Source organism: Lentimicrobiaceae bacterium (genome assembly GCA_020636745.1).
GTDB lineage: Bacteria > Bacteroidota > Bacteroidia > Bacteroidales > Lentimicrobiaceae > Lentimicrobium.
Map to the genome: position 1 here is coordinate 667493 of JACJXH010000002.1, position 17284 is coordinate 684776.

Annotated in this window: 9 protein-coding genes; all 9 read right to left on the reverse strand. The window is 42.4% G+C overall.

The window, feature by feature from the left end:
* Window position 1 precedes the first annotated feature (1 nt).
* A complete protein-coding gene (locus tag H6541_05340) occupies window positions 2-1078 on the reverse strand; it encodes an LptF/LptG family permease (protein MCB9015201.1) in 1077 nt (358 codons plus the stop codon).
* 57 nt (window positions 1079-1135) lie between these two features.
* A complete protein-coding gene (tgt, locus tag H6541_05345; protein MCB9015202.1) occupies window positions 1136-2266 on the reverse strand; it encodes a tRNA guanosine(34) transglycosylase Tgt in 1131 nt (376 codons plus the stop codon).
* 190 nt (window positions 2267-2456) lie between these two features.
* The gene (locus H6541_05350; GenBank protein ID MCB9015203.1) at window positions 2457-4787 is read right to left on the reverse strand and encodes a glycoside hydrolase family 3 C-terminal domain-containing protein; all 2331 of its coding nucleotides are present in this window, start codon (window positions 4785-4787) and stop codon (window positions 2457-2459) included.
* 29 nt (window positions 4788-4816) lie between these two features.
* A complete protein-coding gene (locus tag H6541_05355; protein MCB9015204.1) occupies window positions 4817-5839 on the reverse strand; it encodes a glycoside hydrolase family 16 protein in 1023 nt (340 codons plus the stop codon).
* A gap of 284 nt (window positions 5840-6123) precedes the next feature.
* Window positions 6124-7680, reverse strand: coding sequence for a RagB/SusD family nutrient uptake outer membrane protein (locus tag H6541_05360; protein ID MCB9015205.1), 1557 nt, complete (start codon window positions 7678-7680; stop codon window positions 6124-6126).
* 18 nt (window positions 7681-7698) lie between these two features.
* Window positions 7699-10791 (reverse strand): TonB-dependent receptor, encoded by a 3093-nt coding sequence (locus H6541_05365; GenBank protein MCB9015206.1) that lies wholly within the window; start codon window positions 10789-10791, stop codon window positions 7699-7701.
* A 90-nt stretch (window positions 10792-10881) separates the two neighbouring features.
* Window positions 10882-11955: a glycoside hydrolase family 16 protein gene (locus H6541_05370; protein MCB9015207.1), complete on the reverse strand. Its 1074-nt coding sequence runs from the start codon at window positions 11953-11955 to the stop codon at window positions 10882-10884.
* A gap of 90 nt (window positions 11956-12045) precedes the next feature.
* Window positions 12046-13530, reverse strand: a complete 1485-nt coding sequence (locus H6541_05375; protein ID MCB9015208.1) for a PKD domain-containing protein — start codon at window positions 13528-13530, stop codon at window positions 12046-12048.
* Window positions 13531-14092: 562 nt separating this feature from the next.
* Complete coding sequence (locus H6541_05380; protein ID MCB9015209.1) at window positions 14093-17041, reverse strand: hypothetical protein; 2949 nt, start codon at window positions 17039-17041, stop codon at window positions 14093-14095.
* Window positions 17042-17284: the final 243 nt, after the last annotated feature.

Genomic DNA, 17284 nt, shown 5'->3' on the forward strand with positions numbered 1-17284 from the left:
CTTACTTTGGTGCAATTTTTAAAAGGTAAATGCCTAACAGCCCAAAAATAAAGTTAGGTATCCACACCGCAATGACCGGAGGCAGGTTTCCAAAAGTGGCAAAAACAGTAGTTACCTGCATAAACAGGATAAAGGCAAAACAAATGGTAATTCCGATACCCAGGTGAAATCCGATGCCGCCCCTCACTTTTCTGCTCGAAAGCGCTACTCCGATAATTGTCAGAACAATGGTGGCAAAGGGGAACGCGATTCGCTTGTGTTTTTCGTTTTGAAACTTAATCAGATTTCCTGAACCTCTTAGCTTCTCTGTTTCGATAAATTCGCGCAGTTCTCTGTAATTCATGTAAACAGCATCGTCTAAATCAACCGTAAAATCATCCGGCTTCAGATTAAGTAATGTGTCTTTTGAGGCTCCGCGGGTAATGATTTCTCCTTTTTCCTTAATCTGTCTTTTGACCCAGTTTTCAATTTTCCACATTCCGGTTACACTGTCCCATTTAATATTGTCGCCGGTGATTTTGTATTCCATTCCTTTTTCGTTAAACCCTTCGAGAGAAAACCGGAAGCCTGAATTGTCAGTTTTATTAAAGCTTTCAACATAGGCAAAAACACCCGGGCTAATCTGCATATGTAAATTGTTGTCGCTGTTTCTTTTCTCTTTTTTCAGATACTTTTTTTGAAATTCCTGCATGTTTTTACTGGTCTCAGGAATAACAAAATTGGTAAGAACAAAAGACATGGAAGCCAGAAAAAATGCTGAAATCAGATAAGGCCTCAGCATCCGTTTAAAGCTGATTCCACTGTTGAGTATGGCTACTATTTCGGTATCGGAAGCCATTTTTGACGTAAAGAAGATAACTGCAATAAATGTAAACAGGTAGCTGAAAAGGTTGATAAAGTAGGGGATGAAATTTGCATAGTACTGAAAAACAATGGCTTCCAGCGGGGGCTTGCGTTCCAGAAAGTCGTCAATTTTTTCAGAAATATCAAAAATGATAATGACTACGGCCAGCAAAGCTATCGCGTAAAAGAAAGTGCCCAGAAACTTACGGATAATGTACAGATCGAGTTTTTTCATGCGCTTCCGGTAATATGATGGCCGGTTCGTTTTAACGGATTATTTGATGCTTTATTATCAGAGTCGTTGCGACAGTTTAATGACCATCTGAGATTTCCAGGAGGCAAAAGTGCCATCCATAATTCTTGTCCGTGCTTCGTCAACCAACCAAAGATAAAAAGCAAGGTTGTGCTGACTGGCAATCATTGGGCCCAGCATTTCTCCGGCAATAAACAGATGTCTGACATATGCACGAGTATAAGCACTGTCGACAAACGAAGGCCCTTCAGCGTCGAGGGGTGAAAAGTCGGCCTTCCATTTTTCGTTTCTCAGATTTACAATGCCATTGCGGGTAAAAATCATACCATTACGGCCATTTCGGGTGGGCATAACACAGTCAAACATGTCTACTCCCTGTGAAATTCCTTCCAGAATATTGGCAGGGGTGCCAACACCCATAAGGTATCGGGGTTTGTCTTTGGGTAGTATATTGCAAACAAGCTCCGTAAATTCATACATTGTTTCTACCGGTTCGCCTACAGCCAAACCTCCGATGGCATTCCCGTCGGCCCCGCATGAAGCTATTTTTTCAGCCGATTTTATCCTTAAATCACGATAAACACTTCCCTGGACTATGGGGAATAGTGTTTGCCGGTAGCCATAAAGATTGTCGGTTTCGTTAAAACGCAAAAGACAGCGATCAAGCCAGCGGTGTGTCATCTCCATTGATTTACTGGCGTAATCATAATCGCATGGATAAGGTGTGCATTCATCAAATGCCATGATGATATCAGCTCCAATTACACGCTGAATATCCATAACCCTTTCAGGACTGAACATATGGCGTGAACCATCAATATGTGATTGAAAAACAACCCCTTCTTCTTTCATCTTGCGACGGTCGGTGAGCGAATATACCTGATAGCCACCACTGTCGGTTAATATAGGCCGGGTCCAACCGTTGAATTTATGAAGGCCGCCGGCTTCTTTCAGTATGTCAAGTCCGGGTCGTAAGTATAAATGATAAGTGTTGCCCAGAATGATGCGGGCTTTAACATCCTGTTCCACATCGCGGATATGCACGGCTTTTACTGTTCCTGCAGTGCCTACCGGCATAAAAACAGGTGTGGCTATTTCACCATGATCGGTGGTTATGATACCTGCACGCGCATGTGATTGCGTGTCAGTGGCAGTGAGTTTAAAATCCATTAAATGCAGTTAAAGTCTGACTTCTTATTCAGGCGGCAAAGTTAGCAATCTTCTGTGTTTGTTCAATATATTGCTGATATTAAGCTTTAGCCTGCAATTGAAGCGATAATCAATGGTTAATGGGGATGATTCAACCTTAATTGACGGGTAATTTTATCTTTAAGCCTGCATTATCCATAAAAACAGCAGTTCAGAGCCCGGTTTTGCTTTCGCTTATTTTAAATGTTTGCGAGAGCTGGTTAATAGTGAGTGTAAATTCACCTTTTTCGATCAGCCATTGTTCCTGTTGGTTTACAAAGGCAAGATCATTCACCGGAATTTCAAATTGTACAGTCTGCATTTCACCGGGCTGTAACATTATTTTGCTGAAAGACCTTAGCCGTTTTACAGGAGGTGTTAGTGAGGCCACCAAATCCGACACATAAACCTGAATAACTTCCATGCCGGCCCTTGTTGAATTATTCAGCACTTTTACACTGCCCTTGATGGTTTCGCCCGGTTTATACATGGTTTTGCTAATTGAAAGTTCGCTGTACTCAAACTTTGAATAGCTTAATCCATACCCAAATTCAAATTGCGGATTAAAAGCCTGGCCATTGCCTGAACTGGCATCTTTAAGTTGCTCGGTATAGGCATGATAGTATAATTCAAGGCTGTTTGGATATCGCGGATAGGTATATGGAAGTTTCCCTGAGGGATTAACATCCCCGTAAATGATAGAGGCAAGGGCCTGCCCGCCATAGTTTCCCGGAAGGTAAGCATGAAGGATTCCTGATACCAGTGGTTCTGCTTTGCTGATAATGCGCGGCCTGCCTTCAACCAGTATGAGAATTACAGGTTTACCTGTTGATGCTGCTGTTTTTATTAGCTCCTGTTGATTATCAGACAGATACAAGTCGTTTAGATTGCCGGGAGTTTCCGTGTATGAGTTTTCTCCAATACATAAAAGTATATAATCGGCTTGTAAGGCTTGTTGTTTAAACTTTTCAAATGAATCAACCGTTTCGCCTCTGTAGTCGCCTGATGTATTGTACCTGACTGTTTCACACAAAACAACATTCTCCGGACGTGCAGCATTCATTTGCAGTGCTTCAAATATCGTATGATAATCTGCGGCAAACTCATCTGTCATGTCTCCCTGCCAGGTATAAGTCCATCCGCCGTTCAAAGGGCGCATTGAGTTAGCGGCCGGGCCGGCTACAAGAATTTTTGCATGTTTATTCAATGGAAGTATATGGTCATTATTTTTGAGCAGAGTGATGGATTCTTCTGTAGCCTGAAGTGCCAATGCTGCAAATCTTTCTGAACCGAAATCAGGATAATCTGCTGCGAGTGTATAAGGTTTTTCAAATAATCCCAATAAGAATTTCACTCTTAGAATCCGTCTGACAGCATCGTCAATGCGTTCCATTGGAACTTCGCCTTCGTTTACAAGTTCGAGAAGATAATCAGCAAAATCAAAGTTAAATGGTACCATTGACATATCAACCCCTGCATTTACTGCAATTTTCACAGCTTCTTTAGGGCTTTCGGCAATCTTATGGCGTGTGTGCAAATATTCAATATCCTGCCAGTCGCTGACGGCAAACCCCTGAAAATTCAATTCTGTTTTTAGTATTCCACTGATGAGATTTTTATCAGCATGGGCGGGCAATCCATTAATAACAGAAGAGTTTATCATAACTGTTAAGGCGCCTGCATCAATGGCTTTTTTAAAGGGAACAAGATGATATTCGCGCAGCATATTCGAAGGAATAAGGGCAGGAGTTCTGTCTTTTCCTGTTCTTGGTTGTGAATATCCCATAAAATGTTTCAGACAGGTGGCCACGTGGTTTGATGCTCCTATGGTATTGTTTGCACCCTGGGCGCCGGTAATAAAAGCTTTTCCGGTGATAGCTGCCAGGTAGGGGTCTTCACCGAATGTTTCCCAGAATCTTGGCCAGCGAGGATCAACCCCCAAATCCATCACAGGGCTGAAAATCCAGCTTGCACCTGTTGCTTTTGTTTCGTAGGCTGTTATTTCTCCGGCTATTTTGGCATGTTCGGTATTCCAGGTGGCAGCAAGCCCGGTTTGTTGTGGAAACAAGGTTGCCCCTACAGCATACGACGCTCCATGAATCATATCCAACCCATAAATAACAGGTATTTTATTGGGTGATTCTTTAATGCAATAATCCTGAATCTGCCCAATCAGCCGGTTCCATTGCTGCGGGTCGCGTGCGCTGTTATTGGCTGTATTCAATACTGAACCAATATGATATTGGGCAAATGCCTTATGAAGCATGGCCGTGTCGAGCATTACAGGTTCATAGCTGCTCTGCGGGTTTTCTCCGTATGTCAGTACATCCAGTGTTACCTGCATCATCTGCCCTACTTTTTCTTCAACCGACATTTTTTGAAGAAGGGCTTCCACTTTTGCTTCAACGTTGTCGTTTGTGTGTGTGGTTTTTTGATTAAACCGGCATGACACTGCCAGAAATGCAGCGATGAGAAAGATAATAAAGTGAGAGATTTGCTTCATTGGCGGCGAGTTTCCCGATGCAGAAAGTGTTATTTTATTGTAACTTCAAATGGTTGGGCTGTTACCTGGCCACATGGCTTAACAATAGTAGCATTGACTTTGCCGGATGTTTTTCCCCAGATTGCAGTAATGTGGTGGCTTCCTGCTCCGTTCTGTATCCGGGCATCTTCAGGTAAATTCCATGTGTAGCTGGCTCCGGAAGTAAAAGGCAATTCAAAGGTGAGGGTTTCGCCGGGTTTTGCAACGGAATTTCCTGAAATTACCGGTTTATCATCCTGCGCATATACTCTTACATAGTCCACCTCCATGGATAATTTACTCAATTCAGGGTCAACTCCCTGCTGGCCGCCCCAGTTTCCACCCATGGCTATGTTGAGAATAAAATGAAACTTTTTATCAAAGGGCCATGTGTCGGTATTGCCTGAATGATCGTTTTCAAATGTGAAGTATTTCTCATTGTCAAGAAAGGCATCAATTTTGTCTTTTGTCCATTCAATGGAATAAGTGTGAAAAGCGGTATCAAAGTCAGGCACCTGAATGCTTTTGCCAACCTGGGTGCCAAGAGAGCCATTGTAAGCTCCTGTATGAACGGTAGCATGTACATTTCCCGGGTCAAATCCTACGTGTTCCATGATGTCAATTTCGCCGCTGGCAGGCCAGTTTCCATATTCCCAGTCGGTTGGGAGCATCCAGATGGCGGGCCATGTTCCAGTTCCTGCCGGCAGTTTGGCTCTGATTTCCATCCGGCCATAAAGGAAATCGGCTTTGTTTTTCGTAACCAGCCGTGCCGAGGTCCATTTGTTGTTTTGCTTGATGGCCGTTATGATAAGCTTGCCATCCTCAACATATGAATTGAGGCTTGAGTTGGTGTATTCCTGCAGTTCATTATTGCCCCAGCCACTTGCACCTAAATCATAACTCCAGTTTTCAGAAGAAGGTTTTCCTTCGTTGTTAAATTCATCGGCCCAGATGAGATGATAGCAATCTTGCGCAGGAGCTATTTTAAGAGTATACGTGCTGATAGCAATCAACAGAAAAATATATTTTTTCATTCCGGATGATTTTAGGGTAAAAAACAGGATGTAAAAATTTATTGGATGAGGATTTCAACCCGGGAAAAATGGCTGATTTAAGACAATGGATTTTCAACCAGTGAATGAAAACCGGGGGTAGGATATAAAGATGCAAAGAAAAGACAAAAACCAACCATCATCCTGTTTGCAATTATTCAGAATTTCTTCTGCTTTATATCCATCCCCGTTTTCATCAAGCACAAAAACCAACCATCCAACCAAGGTCTTTTTTTGTTTTTGGCATTTTTAGGCTTACTCCTGAATTAGTAGCCCACATTTTGAATCAGTACACCTCCCGAAAGGTCAATTTCCGTTTGTGGTATGGGCAGGAAACCTTTGGTAGCAGGGTTAAATGTTACATCAAATATTTGCTGATCACCCACGTAATTGGGACCCCTGATGCCTGAATAGGTCAATGCCTGATTTGCATAAGTGACACCTTTGCGCAAAAGATCGAAATATCGGATGCCTTCAAGTGAAAGCTCAAGTCTGCGTTCTTTGTATATGTTATCAGGCGTGGCCGGAATGCTTCCGAGGCCAACGCGCGACCTTACCCGATCGAGATATTGCTGAGCATTCGGACTGCCAAGTTCGGCAGCCATCAAAAGAACATCTGAAAAACGGATTACGCGATGGTTACAGGTTCTGTTGAGCTCAAACTGCCCGTCGGCACCCCAGTGCTCAGCATCGGAGCTGTATTTTTTCGAAAAGTATCCGGTATGCTGATAGCCAAGTGAAAGTGAACCGTCAAGTTCTTCCTGCTTGAGTACTGTTAGCTCAAGCCGCGGGTCACCAGCCATGTCGTTCACCAGCTTTTGACTTACTGTGGCAAAACTCCAGCCTCTGTTCCAGTTGGTAGATCCGGTTACCCTTGGGCCCTGCATCTGAGCAGACAAGTTGCCTTCGCCACCACTCGGGTAGCCCCAGTCCCACCATGCCGGAGTGTCGCCGTATGAAATTTCAAACACAGATTCTTTTCCAAATTCACCTGCCAGATGAAAGTTCTCGGCATAATCGTCAAACAAGTCGTGACCACTATTGGCAATCAGGTCTTCAAGGTAGTTCAGCGCAACAGTTCGGTTTACAGTAGTGCTGCCTGCTTGCAGTTCGCTGTTATAAACACCGTTGTAGAATAAATAAACCCTGGCCAGTAAGGCTTCAGCAGCCCATTTGGTAATTCTGCCGGCTTCGGCAGCTGGAACATTCTCAGGCAAAACTTCAATTGCTTCGGTAAGATCAAGCGCTATCTGGTTGTAAACTTCAGCCGGAGTGCTTTGAGGCTGATTGTATTCCGAAGGTCCTTTAAGCGTATTGGTGAGTAAAGGAATGTTTTCAAAGTAGCGTACTTGCTCAAAATAAAAGTAGGCCCTTAAAAACTTGCTTTCAGCTATCAATCTTGCTTTAAATTCATCAGATGCCTCTACACCGTCAATTTTTTCAAGCAACAGGTTAGCTCTGTATATGCCAATGTAATTCTTGATCCAGATGGTATGAACAATCTGACTTGTAGGAGGAATGTTAAAGTTATTTAGTTCGTCTTCATCCTGTCCGTCATTGGCATCGCCGCCACCAGCATAGGCATCGTCAGATAAAATATCGGTGATGGTGATGTAAGGCGCCCATGAAACACCAGGAATAGATTGATAGCCTAATACATCGTAAACCGCAACCAAGGCCTGGAGTGCCTGTTCTTCTGTTTTATAAAAAGAAGTGGTCACTTCCTGATCCAATGGTTTCAGATCCAGAAAATCTTTGCTGCAGGCTGTAAATAGCATAATAAGCAGCAATGCCTTGACTGATTTATATATTGTATTTTTCATGTTACTGTCGTTTTTGAGTTAGAATGAAATGGTTGTTCCTAAACGCCATGTTCTTGCCTGAGGATAAATTCCCCTGTCAATACCAATGTCAAAAGAGCTTAAGGCACCAATTTCAGGATCCGCTCCGGTGTATTTGGTCAGTGTCAGCAGATTTTCGGCTGATATGTAAAACCTCCATGCTGATGCTCCAATTTTTTTCAGCACTCCTGCAGGCAGGTTATAACCAAACTGAACGTTTTTCACCCTGATATATGAACCATCCTCAATGTAAAGGTCTGATACCCGGCTATTGTTGTTGATGTCAATCCAGGTGTATCGGGGTATTTCGTTTGAAGTGCCTTCAGCTGTCCAGCGGTCAAGTATGGAAACAGGCCTGTTGGTGTACCTTAAATCCTGTCGCTGGCTGCCGTTGAAAATGTCATTTCCGTAAGTGCCGGTCAATAACATGGCAAAATCAAATTGTTTATAATCCAGATTGAAGTTCATACCAAATGTCCAGTCAGGTGTTGGATTCCCGATTTGGGTGCGGTCGTTGGCATCCAGTACTCCGTCTCCGTTTACATCAACAAAGCGAACGTCGCCGGGTTGTGCATTTTTCTGAAGCAGTTGTCCGGTGCTTCCTATATGCTGATACACTTCGCTCATGTTCTGAAATATACCATCTGTTTTATAGCCCCAGAAATAAGCAATGGGCAGGCCTTCTTCGGCCCTGGTAACCATTCCGGCAATTGCCCAGGTTGCTCCGGGAAGTACTTTCTCTTCATTGCCGATTTTGGTCATTTTGTTTTTATTATATGACCCGTTGATACCAATGGAGTATTTAAAGTCCTTGGCCATATTCCGCCAGTTTAAAGCAATTTCAATACCCTTGTTCTGAACGCTTCCCACATTTGCAACAGGGGCGTCATTTCCGACATGAGCAGGTATGGCCACTTTTTCAAGCAGGCCACTGGTGGTTTTTACATAGTAATCAACGGTAGCTGTAAGGCGGTTATTAAATGCGCCAAGGTCCATGGCAATGTCAATCTGCTCCGACTCTTCCCAGCGGATATCAGCATTTTCAATATACGAAGGAGATGCACCGGTAATTCTTCCAGAACCAAATATATAGCCCCGGCTTTTGTCAATGGTCGAAATAAACTGGTAATTGCCTATTTCCTGATTTCCGTTTATACCCCAGGATGCTCTGAACTTCACTATGTCAATCTGGTCAATTTTCGGGAAAAACGATTCATCGCTGGCTACCCATGAAAATCCGAGTGATGGGAATATGCCGTATCTGTTGTTGGCTCCGAATTTTGAGGACCCGTCTCTGCGTAAGATTCCTGTAAATGCGTATTTATCCTTGAAGTCGTAAGTAATACGGCCAAAGGTTGACAATAGGGCTGAGTGTGCTGCACCGCCGGTTGCAACCCATACGGTATCGGTAGCCATATTCAGGTATACATTGTCGGGGTCGAACAATGGTACTTTGGCATTAAAACCTGTCAGATTTTCATAATTGTATTTACTGGCAGTTGTTCCGAGCAGAACGGAAATGTTATGATCTTTATATTTTTTGGTGTAGGATAAGGTGTTTTCCCATTGCCATGTAAAGTAACGATCGATAGACTTGTTGACCGAAGTTTTGTCAACATTCAGCTGTGCTCCATTGAGATAAAACAGTGGTCTGAATCCATCATTCAGCACATAAGCCAAATCAATGCCCAGATTGGTGTTCACCTTTAATCCTTTCATCAGTTCAACTTCTCCAAAAATACTTCCTACCAGTTTGTCAACCCTGGTTTCACCGTTCTGGATTTCGAGCAGTGCAAGCGGATTTACAACCTCAGCACCCACATAGTTTGAAATTCCATAAACCTGACCTGAGCTATTGGTTACAACCGGTTCGTTGGAATAGGGTGGGAGGGCTAAAATATCAGGATTTGTTTCGTAAAGCGGAGTGAGCGGATCGAGGTTCAAGGCGCTGCTGTATGCTCCGTTAAACGATTGATTACTGCCAATGCCCCTGCGGGTGATATGAGAATAGGATAAAGTGTTTCCAAAACGGAATACTTTGTTTACCTGGTGTTTGCTGTTTAGTCGTGCAGTTATACGGTCGAATTGTGATTTGTCGCCCCCGATGATTCCTTGTTGGGAAAAATATGACATGGATGAGGCGTAAGTTGATTTTTCGTTTCCACCGCTAACAGAAATTTCGTGATTCTGAATAGGTGCGTTTTTCTGAAATAGCTCGTCCTGCCAGTTGGTGTTGTGCTGTGGAATTTCGTTAAGGTCAAAAGGCTCGGTAAGTCCTGCATTTCTGGCTCCTTCATTCATCAGCATACGATACTGGTCGGCATTAAGCATATCAATTGTATTGGCTACATTCTGAATGCCTGAATATCCTGAATATGTTACGGTCATTTTGCCCTGTTTACTGCCTTTGGTCGTAATAAGTACCACTCCGTTTGCAGCTCTGGCACCATAAATGGCAGCAGAAGCGGCGTCTTTCAGAACGTCGATGGATTCAATGTCACCGGGGTTCAGATAGTCTATTCCGCCTACGGCCAATCCATCAACAATATAAAGCGGATCAGCATTGCCGGTGGTTCCTGCACCTCTGATACGGATTGTTGGAGCTTCGCCCGGCTGACCTGACAGGTTGGTTACCTGTACGCCGGCTGTGCGCCCCTGCATTGCCTGATCAACGCGCAAAACCGAGGTGGAGGTGATTTCATCGGAGCTTACGCTGGCAATGGCGCCGGTAACCACTTTCTTTTTCTGTGTGCCGTAACCAATAACCACTACCTCACTCAGGTTTGTAACTTCTGGAACAAGTGTAATGTCAATGGTTGTTCTTTTATCAACAGGAACTTTTTGGGTTTGAAATCCAATGAAGGAAATTTCAAGAATTGACGAAGGGCTGGCAACTTTTAACATAAACCGCCCGTCAATATCAGTAGTTGTCCCGTTCAGGGTGCCTGATTCCAGCACGGTTGCACCCGGTATTCCAAGTCCGGATTCACCGTCTGTAATTTTTCCGGAAACACTATGCGATTGAGCAAACAGGAGGTTTGCATTCAGCATAATCACCAGAAAAAGTATTATTTTTTGTATGTGTTTTTTCATCAGATTTACAATTGAGTTTCTAAAATCGTGACTTAAATTCGGTTAATTGTGTTTCATCCGATTGCATTGCATTTTTGTCTGATTCTTGTGTTAGTTCGCCTGAAAAACGCGGATATAGTCTACATTCATTTGCTGGGGAAATACGGTGGATCCGTCCGGGTTTCCGGGCCATGCACCGCCGACAGCAATATTGAAAATAAAGAAGAACTGTTCGTGAAATTCAGTCATGTGGGCTGGGGTAATGTCTACTTCGTTGTATTTGATGTCGTTGACATACCATTTGATTTTGTTGGCATCCCAGATGATAGAAAAGACGTGATATTCATCGCCGAAATTTCCGGAAGGCAGCGTGTAGCTTTGTCCGTATTGTGCATGGCTGTTATTGTTATCCCAGTGCAAGGTTCCGTAAACCGTATTTTCACGGCCGCTTCCACCTATCATTTCCATAATATCTGTTTCGCCGCATTTGGGCCATCCAACAGTCTGAATGCTATTTCCAAGCATCCAGAGCGCAGGCCAAATTCCCTGACCTTCAGGTAATAATGCTCTGATGTCAACTCTTCCATATTGAAAGGATTTTTTACCCAGGGTAACCAGTCGTGATGAGGTGTAAGGGCTGTTCTGATAGGTTTCCTTGCGGGCTTCAATGGTAAGCACACCGCCTGAAACAGATGTGTTTTCCTGCCTGTAATATTGCAGTTCATTGTTTCCCCAACCGCCAGCTCCGGTTTCGTAACTCCAGTTTTGGCTGTTCAGTGCATTCCCTTCAAATTCATCATTCCACACCAGCTGATAACCGTCATATTGCATGGGAGTTACATATCCTTCCCCCACTGTAACTGGATCGTCATCACTAATGCTTATTTGTTTGTCTGCTTTTATGTACCTGCCGGATGTTCCGTATGCCCTCACGCTAATCATATAAGTGCCCGGATTTGAAAAGGTGTATTCAAAGGCTCCGCTCGTGTTTGAAGCAGCTGCCTGAGTTTCAGTGCCAATATATAAACGGTATTCAATGGTATTATTGGCCTGAGCCTGAATTTGAACTACACCGGTGCCTGATTGAGGAAGGGTAACTTCAACAACCAGATTGGATGGTTCACCCGAATCATCTGTTTTTTCATCGTTGCAAGAAGCAAAAAATATGAGCAAAAAAGACACCATGAGGTATCTGAGAAATCCTGTTGGTTTCATAAGCAGAAGTTTAAAAAGCTATGATCGGTTTGAACCGATCATAGCTTTGCATATGGTTGTTTATTCAAATTTTAAGTTACGGATGTAGAAAGTGCCGTCTATTGCATGGCCTGAGCCCCCGATTGCAAGACCCACCAGGTCAAGATCTGTGCGTGTTTTTGGTGTTCCTACTCCTGAGGTTGGTGATTCCAGCTGGAAAGTATAAGTTTTCCATTCGTCAGTTACCACATCTGCCAGGTTCACATCATATTGTACCCAGCTTGTCCAGAATTCCTGTGTCTGACTGGCATCGGCAATCCATAATGAAATGTTCTTGGTTAAGCCACCTTCGCTATATGTATTGGAACTTGGAACATACACATCAATGGAAACCGTAGTGAAATTGTCAAACTGACAGTCATAAGCCAACTGAAATTTCAGGTCGGGGTACATTTCAGTGCTTCTCTGGTATTGACCAACTTTTGGATTGGCAGCATTGGCAGGGTCGTCAACGCCAACAGTAAGAACTACAGCTGAAGTAGTAGGTACAAGTTCCTGAACATTGGCCGCATCAGCTGCTGCAAATGTATTGAACATGGCTGTTGGAGTAAAGTCAGGTAAATCTTCGCCAAATGGAATTTCTTCTTCAACTACTGCAGGTTCAAGAGCAGGGTTAGAATAGGAAGCATAGGAGAAGTCCCAGTAAACACCTTCCCACTGGTAAGAGATGATCATCAGGTCATAACCGGTTTTCTGTTCAATGGAAATTTTGAATGTTCTGCTATCAGGCAAGGTAGCTGATTCTCCCGTGGTGGTGATTTTTGCCAATCCCATCCAGGCACCTTTTCCAATCAGGGTAACTTCATTGGTGGTAGGTTCGTAGGTGTAAGCATGCGTACCACTCAGCAATGAACTTACATCATCGCCATTGGCATTGATCATATTGGCTGCTGTTGCTTCAAAACAAGTGCCAATTACAGGAGTTCCGTCAAACATCAAATCTTCGCCCCAGAATGAGCCTTTGTCGTCAAATACAAAAGAACCGTCGCGGTTGAAGGTAAAGGTGTGGTAGTAAATACATGGCCTGATGCCTGTATTGTCGAGTGACCACCATGAACGGGCAGCTTCGGCACTTGGGCCTACTCCCATACATGTGCCTTCTCTGAAAAGTTTCCAGGTTTTTGAAGTTTCACCAGCCAGCAATGCCAGCGCTGAATTAGGATCTCTTATCTCTATGGTTTGCGTAAAGTTTGCAGTGGCATTGGCCGAATTTTTCGCTGTAAGCACAACTTCAAATGTCCCGGCTGTCGCATAAACATGTGTCGGGTTTTGTTCTGTTGATGTTTGTCCGTCGCCAAAATTCCAGCTGTAAGAAGTGGCATTTTGTGAGTAGTTGGTAAAGACTACTTCCAGAAAATTAGTTGTACCGACTGCGTACTGAAAACTGGCAATTGGATTTTGAACCGGATCTTCCTTGTCATCTTTACATGATGAGAATGTAACGAGTGAAAGAACTCCGATGGTGAGGAGAAATTTTGCTCCCCATTGTGAAAATCTGTTTTTCATTTGTTGGTGTGTTTGGTGAATAATTAATGTTGATGTTGGTAATGTGTTAAACAATTAATATGGTATTTAAGTTAATGTTTCCTTTGCAAAATCCTGTTTTTATTTTTTTTCTTCAAGTGTCGGAGTCGTTATAAAGTAGTTGCTTGTGTATGGTGGACACTAAGTAGGGCAAATATATATCCGTAATTAGATTTCCGGTCTTTTTTTTACACATCAACTATTCATCATGGTATAATTTATATTACATCAATACTACATCAAAGAGGATATAAATATCATTAAAACAGTATGATAGATTGATATAGCAGTAAATTAGCCTATTCATCAAAGGCAATATTTGCCTTTGCTACCGGAAGTTGATTGATTTCAACTTTTAAAATGCAAAATCAGGGAAGACGGGCTTAGTTAGAGAAGGCAGTAGTGTCCATCATGCTTTAATTTTTGCATCATTGTAATGGGCAGTTCACATGTAATAAAAGGTTGGTTCAAGGCATGTGGTTGCAGAGCCCGGATGAAAATGACTGATTGCAGGTGGAAGAAAAATGCTTTGCTTTGAAATGTCTTAAAACGACAAAATAAAATCAATCAGGTTAACATTATGGTCAAGCCTGAGTTTCTTTCTTAAGCGATACCGGCTGATTTCAAGTCCCCTGACAGAAATGTTCATCAATGGGGCTATTTCCTTTGATGTAAGGTTCATCCTCAGGTATGCGCACAATCTGAGCTCCTTGGGTGATAAATCAGGATATACCTCTTTTAATCTGGAAATAAAGTCCTGATGTACATCATCAAAATAAGAATCGAATGCTTCCTGATGTTTTTCGTTGCTTAATTCCTTGTTGATTTTTTTGATAAAGGACGAAAGTTGATGCTTCAATTCAGGGTGGCCCGAAGATTTCTGCACCAAGTCAGATATTTGCAATTTAAGGTTGGTCAGGAATTTGTTTTTTTGAAGAAGACTCAGGGTAGAATTGGCCAACTCTTTATTCTTGTGAGTCATTTCATTCTGCAAGGTTACATTGCGTAATTTTATAATCTCTTTTTCCTGTATCAGCGCCTGCTCTCTGAACTCTGTGGCCTGGCTGGCCAGTTCTTTCTCATGCTTCAACAGTTCGTTGGCTTTGGCTCTTTCAATTCTTTTTTTCTGGTAGTAAAGATTGCCAATCAGTAAAATTATAAAGAACAAGGTATAAATGCCATAAGCGATACCCGAGCGGTGAAATGGTGGCTTTATTTTAAACGAATAACTACTTATTCGACCTGTTGAACGATAGGAATTCATGGCTCTTACCTCAAATGTGTAAATGCCTTCTCTCAGGTTTGTATATTCTTTGAAGCTGCTTTTTTCCCAGTCCGACCAGTTTTTTTCAAAGCCTAGTAATCTGTAAGAGTAGAGTGTTCCGTTTTTGGCTTCAAAGCGCGGACAGGCGAAAGTAAACTGAACGGAATTGTTTTTATACAACTGCTCGGTTTCATAATGATCGTCAGGCTTTTGCGAATCATCTGCAATGCTGAGTGGTGGATTTAGTATTGAGACCGGATAATTGGTTTTGCCAAATTTCACCTCCCTGATATAAACAGGTTCCGAAAGGCGGTAGTCTGTTGTAAATTCAGGATTGTAGTGGATAAGCCCGTTTTGTGAACCAATATAAATGTTTTGCTCGTCGTAAAGATAAATACTCTCGAATGTTGGAATCAATGATTTGTTTATGGGGTAGAAGGGGGATTCTATGTTATTAAAGCTTCCATCTTCCATAAGCCTGTATACGCCTGTTTTATAGATTGAAAAATACCATAGATTGCCTGCTTTATCTTTTGTAATTTCACTGATATAGGGCTGGTTTTTAAAAATCTCGTTGTAGTTTCCTTGTTTTACAAACTTTTGTCGTGTCTTGTTAAAAGCGTAAAACCCTTCTTTGGTGGTAATAAGTATTTCTTTGTCAATCTTATTTAGGTTGTAAGGGAACTCATCGGGCAACCCATGGCCTTTATTGTAAAGCACAACTTTGCTGATACCCGTAAGATCTTTTTTGAGTTCAAGATGAAACAATCCTTTGTATCCGTGAGCCATCCATAAACTTCCGTCTTCATCCTGCTCAAGAAAACGGCATGATTCATTAAACCCCATGATTTTTTGACGGACTTTCCACGATTGTTTGTCACGCACAAGAATAAAAATGCCTTCGTATGTGCCAGCAATCAAGGTGTCGCTTTGCCCATTATATTCCATTATATTCCAGAAACCGGTAATGTCTGTTATTTTTATTGCCTGGTTTTCATCAATTAAAAAGCATCCGTAATTATGTCCGCAAAATAGTTTGCCATCTATAATTTTAAGCGACCAAACCTGCCCCTCAGTGCCTTTAATCAGATGAAATTTGCTGTCGATAGAGCTGTTTGTCAAATGGTTGAGTTTCATATGATAGAGCCCCTGGTTTGTGCCAACAAAAAGTTTTCCCTGATATTCAATGGCACAGTAAGTGCTCTCAATGTTGTAGTTGTAGTTGATAATACTAAGAGGCGAGTTTAATTCAACATAGTCAATTCCGTTGTCGAGGCCAATCCACAGGTTGTGGCGCTTGTCTTCAAAAAGGCTTAATACAGTGTTGTTCTCCAGTCCTTTTTGTCTGTTCAGGTGCTGATAAACAATGCCTTTGCTGTTGGTGATATAAATTCCGTTGCGAATGGTCCCAAATGCAAAAAATCCGTTTGACAGTTTAATGCCTGTGTATAAAATATTGTCGGAAAGTTCTTTGTTAAGGGTTGTTTCCCAGGGCGTAAGCGTGTTGTTGCGGAGTAAAAAAATGCCATTGTTAAAAGTACCCACCAGGTATTCATCGTCATTTAAGGCCAGTATACATCTTACTTCTTCGCGCATAAAGGTAGGATGATTGCTGATAAATTTTAATCCCGAAGGGGCCACCTCAAAAAGTCCGTACTCCTTGTCAACGACCAGCAGTTTCTTATCTACCAGAAAGGAATAGAGAAATGAAGTTCTGGGTTTGATTACCCTGATTTTATTGTTCTGATAAATAAAGATGTATCTGAATGATTGAAAAACAATGCCTTCTGAAGTTTTATGAATTTTCCAGATTTCATCGAATGATTTGTAGGGCTGTGGAATGAGCGGGGTAAGAGACTGGAATTCCATTCTGCCGGTTGCCGAAGGCGCAAAGTATCCGATTTGCTCAAAAGAGCCAGTGTAAATGGTGTCACCAACGGCTAAAACTGATCTGATAATGCTTTGAACCGGAAGCTGATATGTTTGCCATTCCTGGCCATCAAATTCAAGTAACCCGTCATTATTTCCAAAATATACAAAGCCTTTGCTGTTTTGGGTTATTGCCCAGTTTTGAGTGCCGGCATTGTACACTGATTTTGGGTATTGATTGATAAAGGGAATGCCGGTTTCTTTAATTTGAGCCAGCAACAATAGCGGCATAAGGCCTAACAGCATAAATGCCGGTATTCCAATTATGGTTTTGAAGCGTCTTTTCAATAATCTGAACATGCAATGGCAAATTGTACGGGGTCAGCTGGAATAGCGGTTAAAAATAGTAAAAATCTTTGGATGTCCTGTTTTTGCCAACGAATGAAGCTTCATTTATCATAGCAGCCTGAGCAGGGGTGTTTCATGCACTGAAGCATTTGTTTACTGGAAGGTTGCCGATTCTCTTTTTTAATTTGCCCGATTGGATAAAGTATCCTTCGGATAAATGAATGGGTAAGAATAAACGGGTTTATTTGTTGTTGA

What these genes read in the sequence shown, in the direction of transcription:
- H6541_05380 (MCB9015209.1), bottom strand. Translation starts at nt 17,041, where the DNA reads ATGTTCAGATTATTGAAAAGACGCTTCAAAACCATAATTGGAATACCG.
- H6541_05370 (MCB9015207.1), bottom strand. Translation starts at nt 11,955, where the DNA reads ATGGTGTCTTTTTTGCTCATATTTTTTGCTTCTTGCAACGATGAAAAA.
- H6541_05350 (MCB9015203.1), bottom strand. Translation starts at nt 4,787, where the DNA reads ATGAAGCAAATCTCTCACTTTATTATCTTTCTCATCGCTGCATTTCTG.
- H6541_05340 (MCB9015201.1), bottom strand. Translation starts at nt 1,078, where the DNA reads ATGAAAAAACTCGATCTGTACATTATCCGTAAGTTTCTGGGCACTTTC.
- H6541_05365 (MCB9015206.1), bottom strand. Translation starts at nt 10,791, where the DNA reads ATGAAAAAACACATACAAAAAATAATACTTTTTCTGGTGATTATGCTG.
- tgt (MCB9015202.1), bottom strand. Translation starts at nt 2,266, where the DNA reads ATGGATTTTAAACTCACTGCCACTGACACGCAATCACATGCGCGTGCA.
- H6541_05355 (MCB9015204.1), bottom strand. Translation starts at nt 5,839, where the DNA reads ATGAAAAAATATATTTTTCTGTTGATTGCTATCAGCACGTATACTCTT.
- H6541_05360 (MCB9015205.1), bottom strand. Translation starts at nt 7,680, where the DNA reads ATGAAAAATACAATATATAAATCAGTCAAGGCATTGCTGCTTATTATG.
- H6541_05375 (MCB9015208.1), bottom strand. Translation starts at nt 13,530, where the DNA reads ATGAAAAACAGATTTTCACAATGGGGAGCAAAATTTCTCCTCACCATC.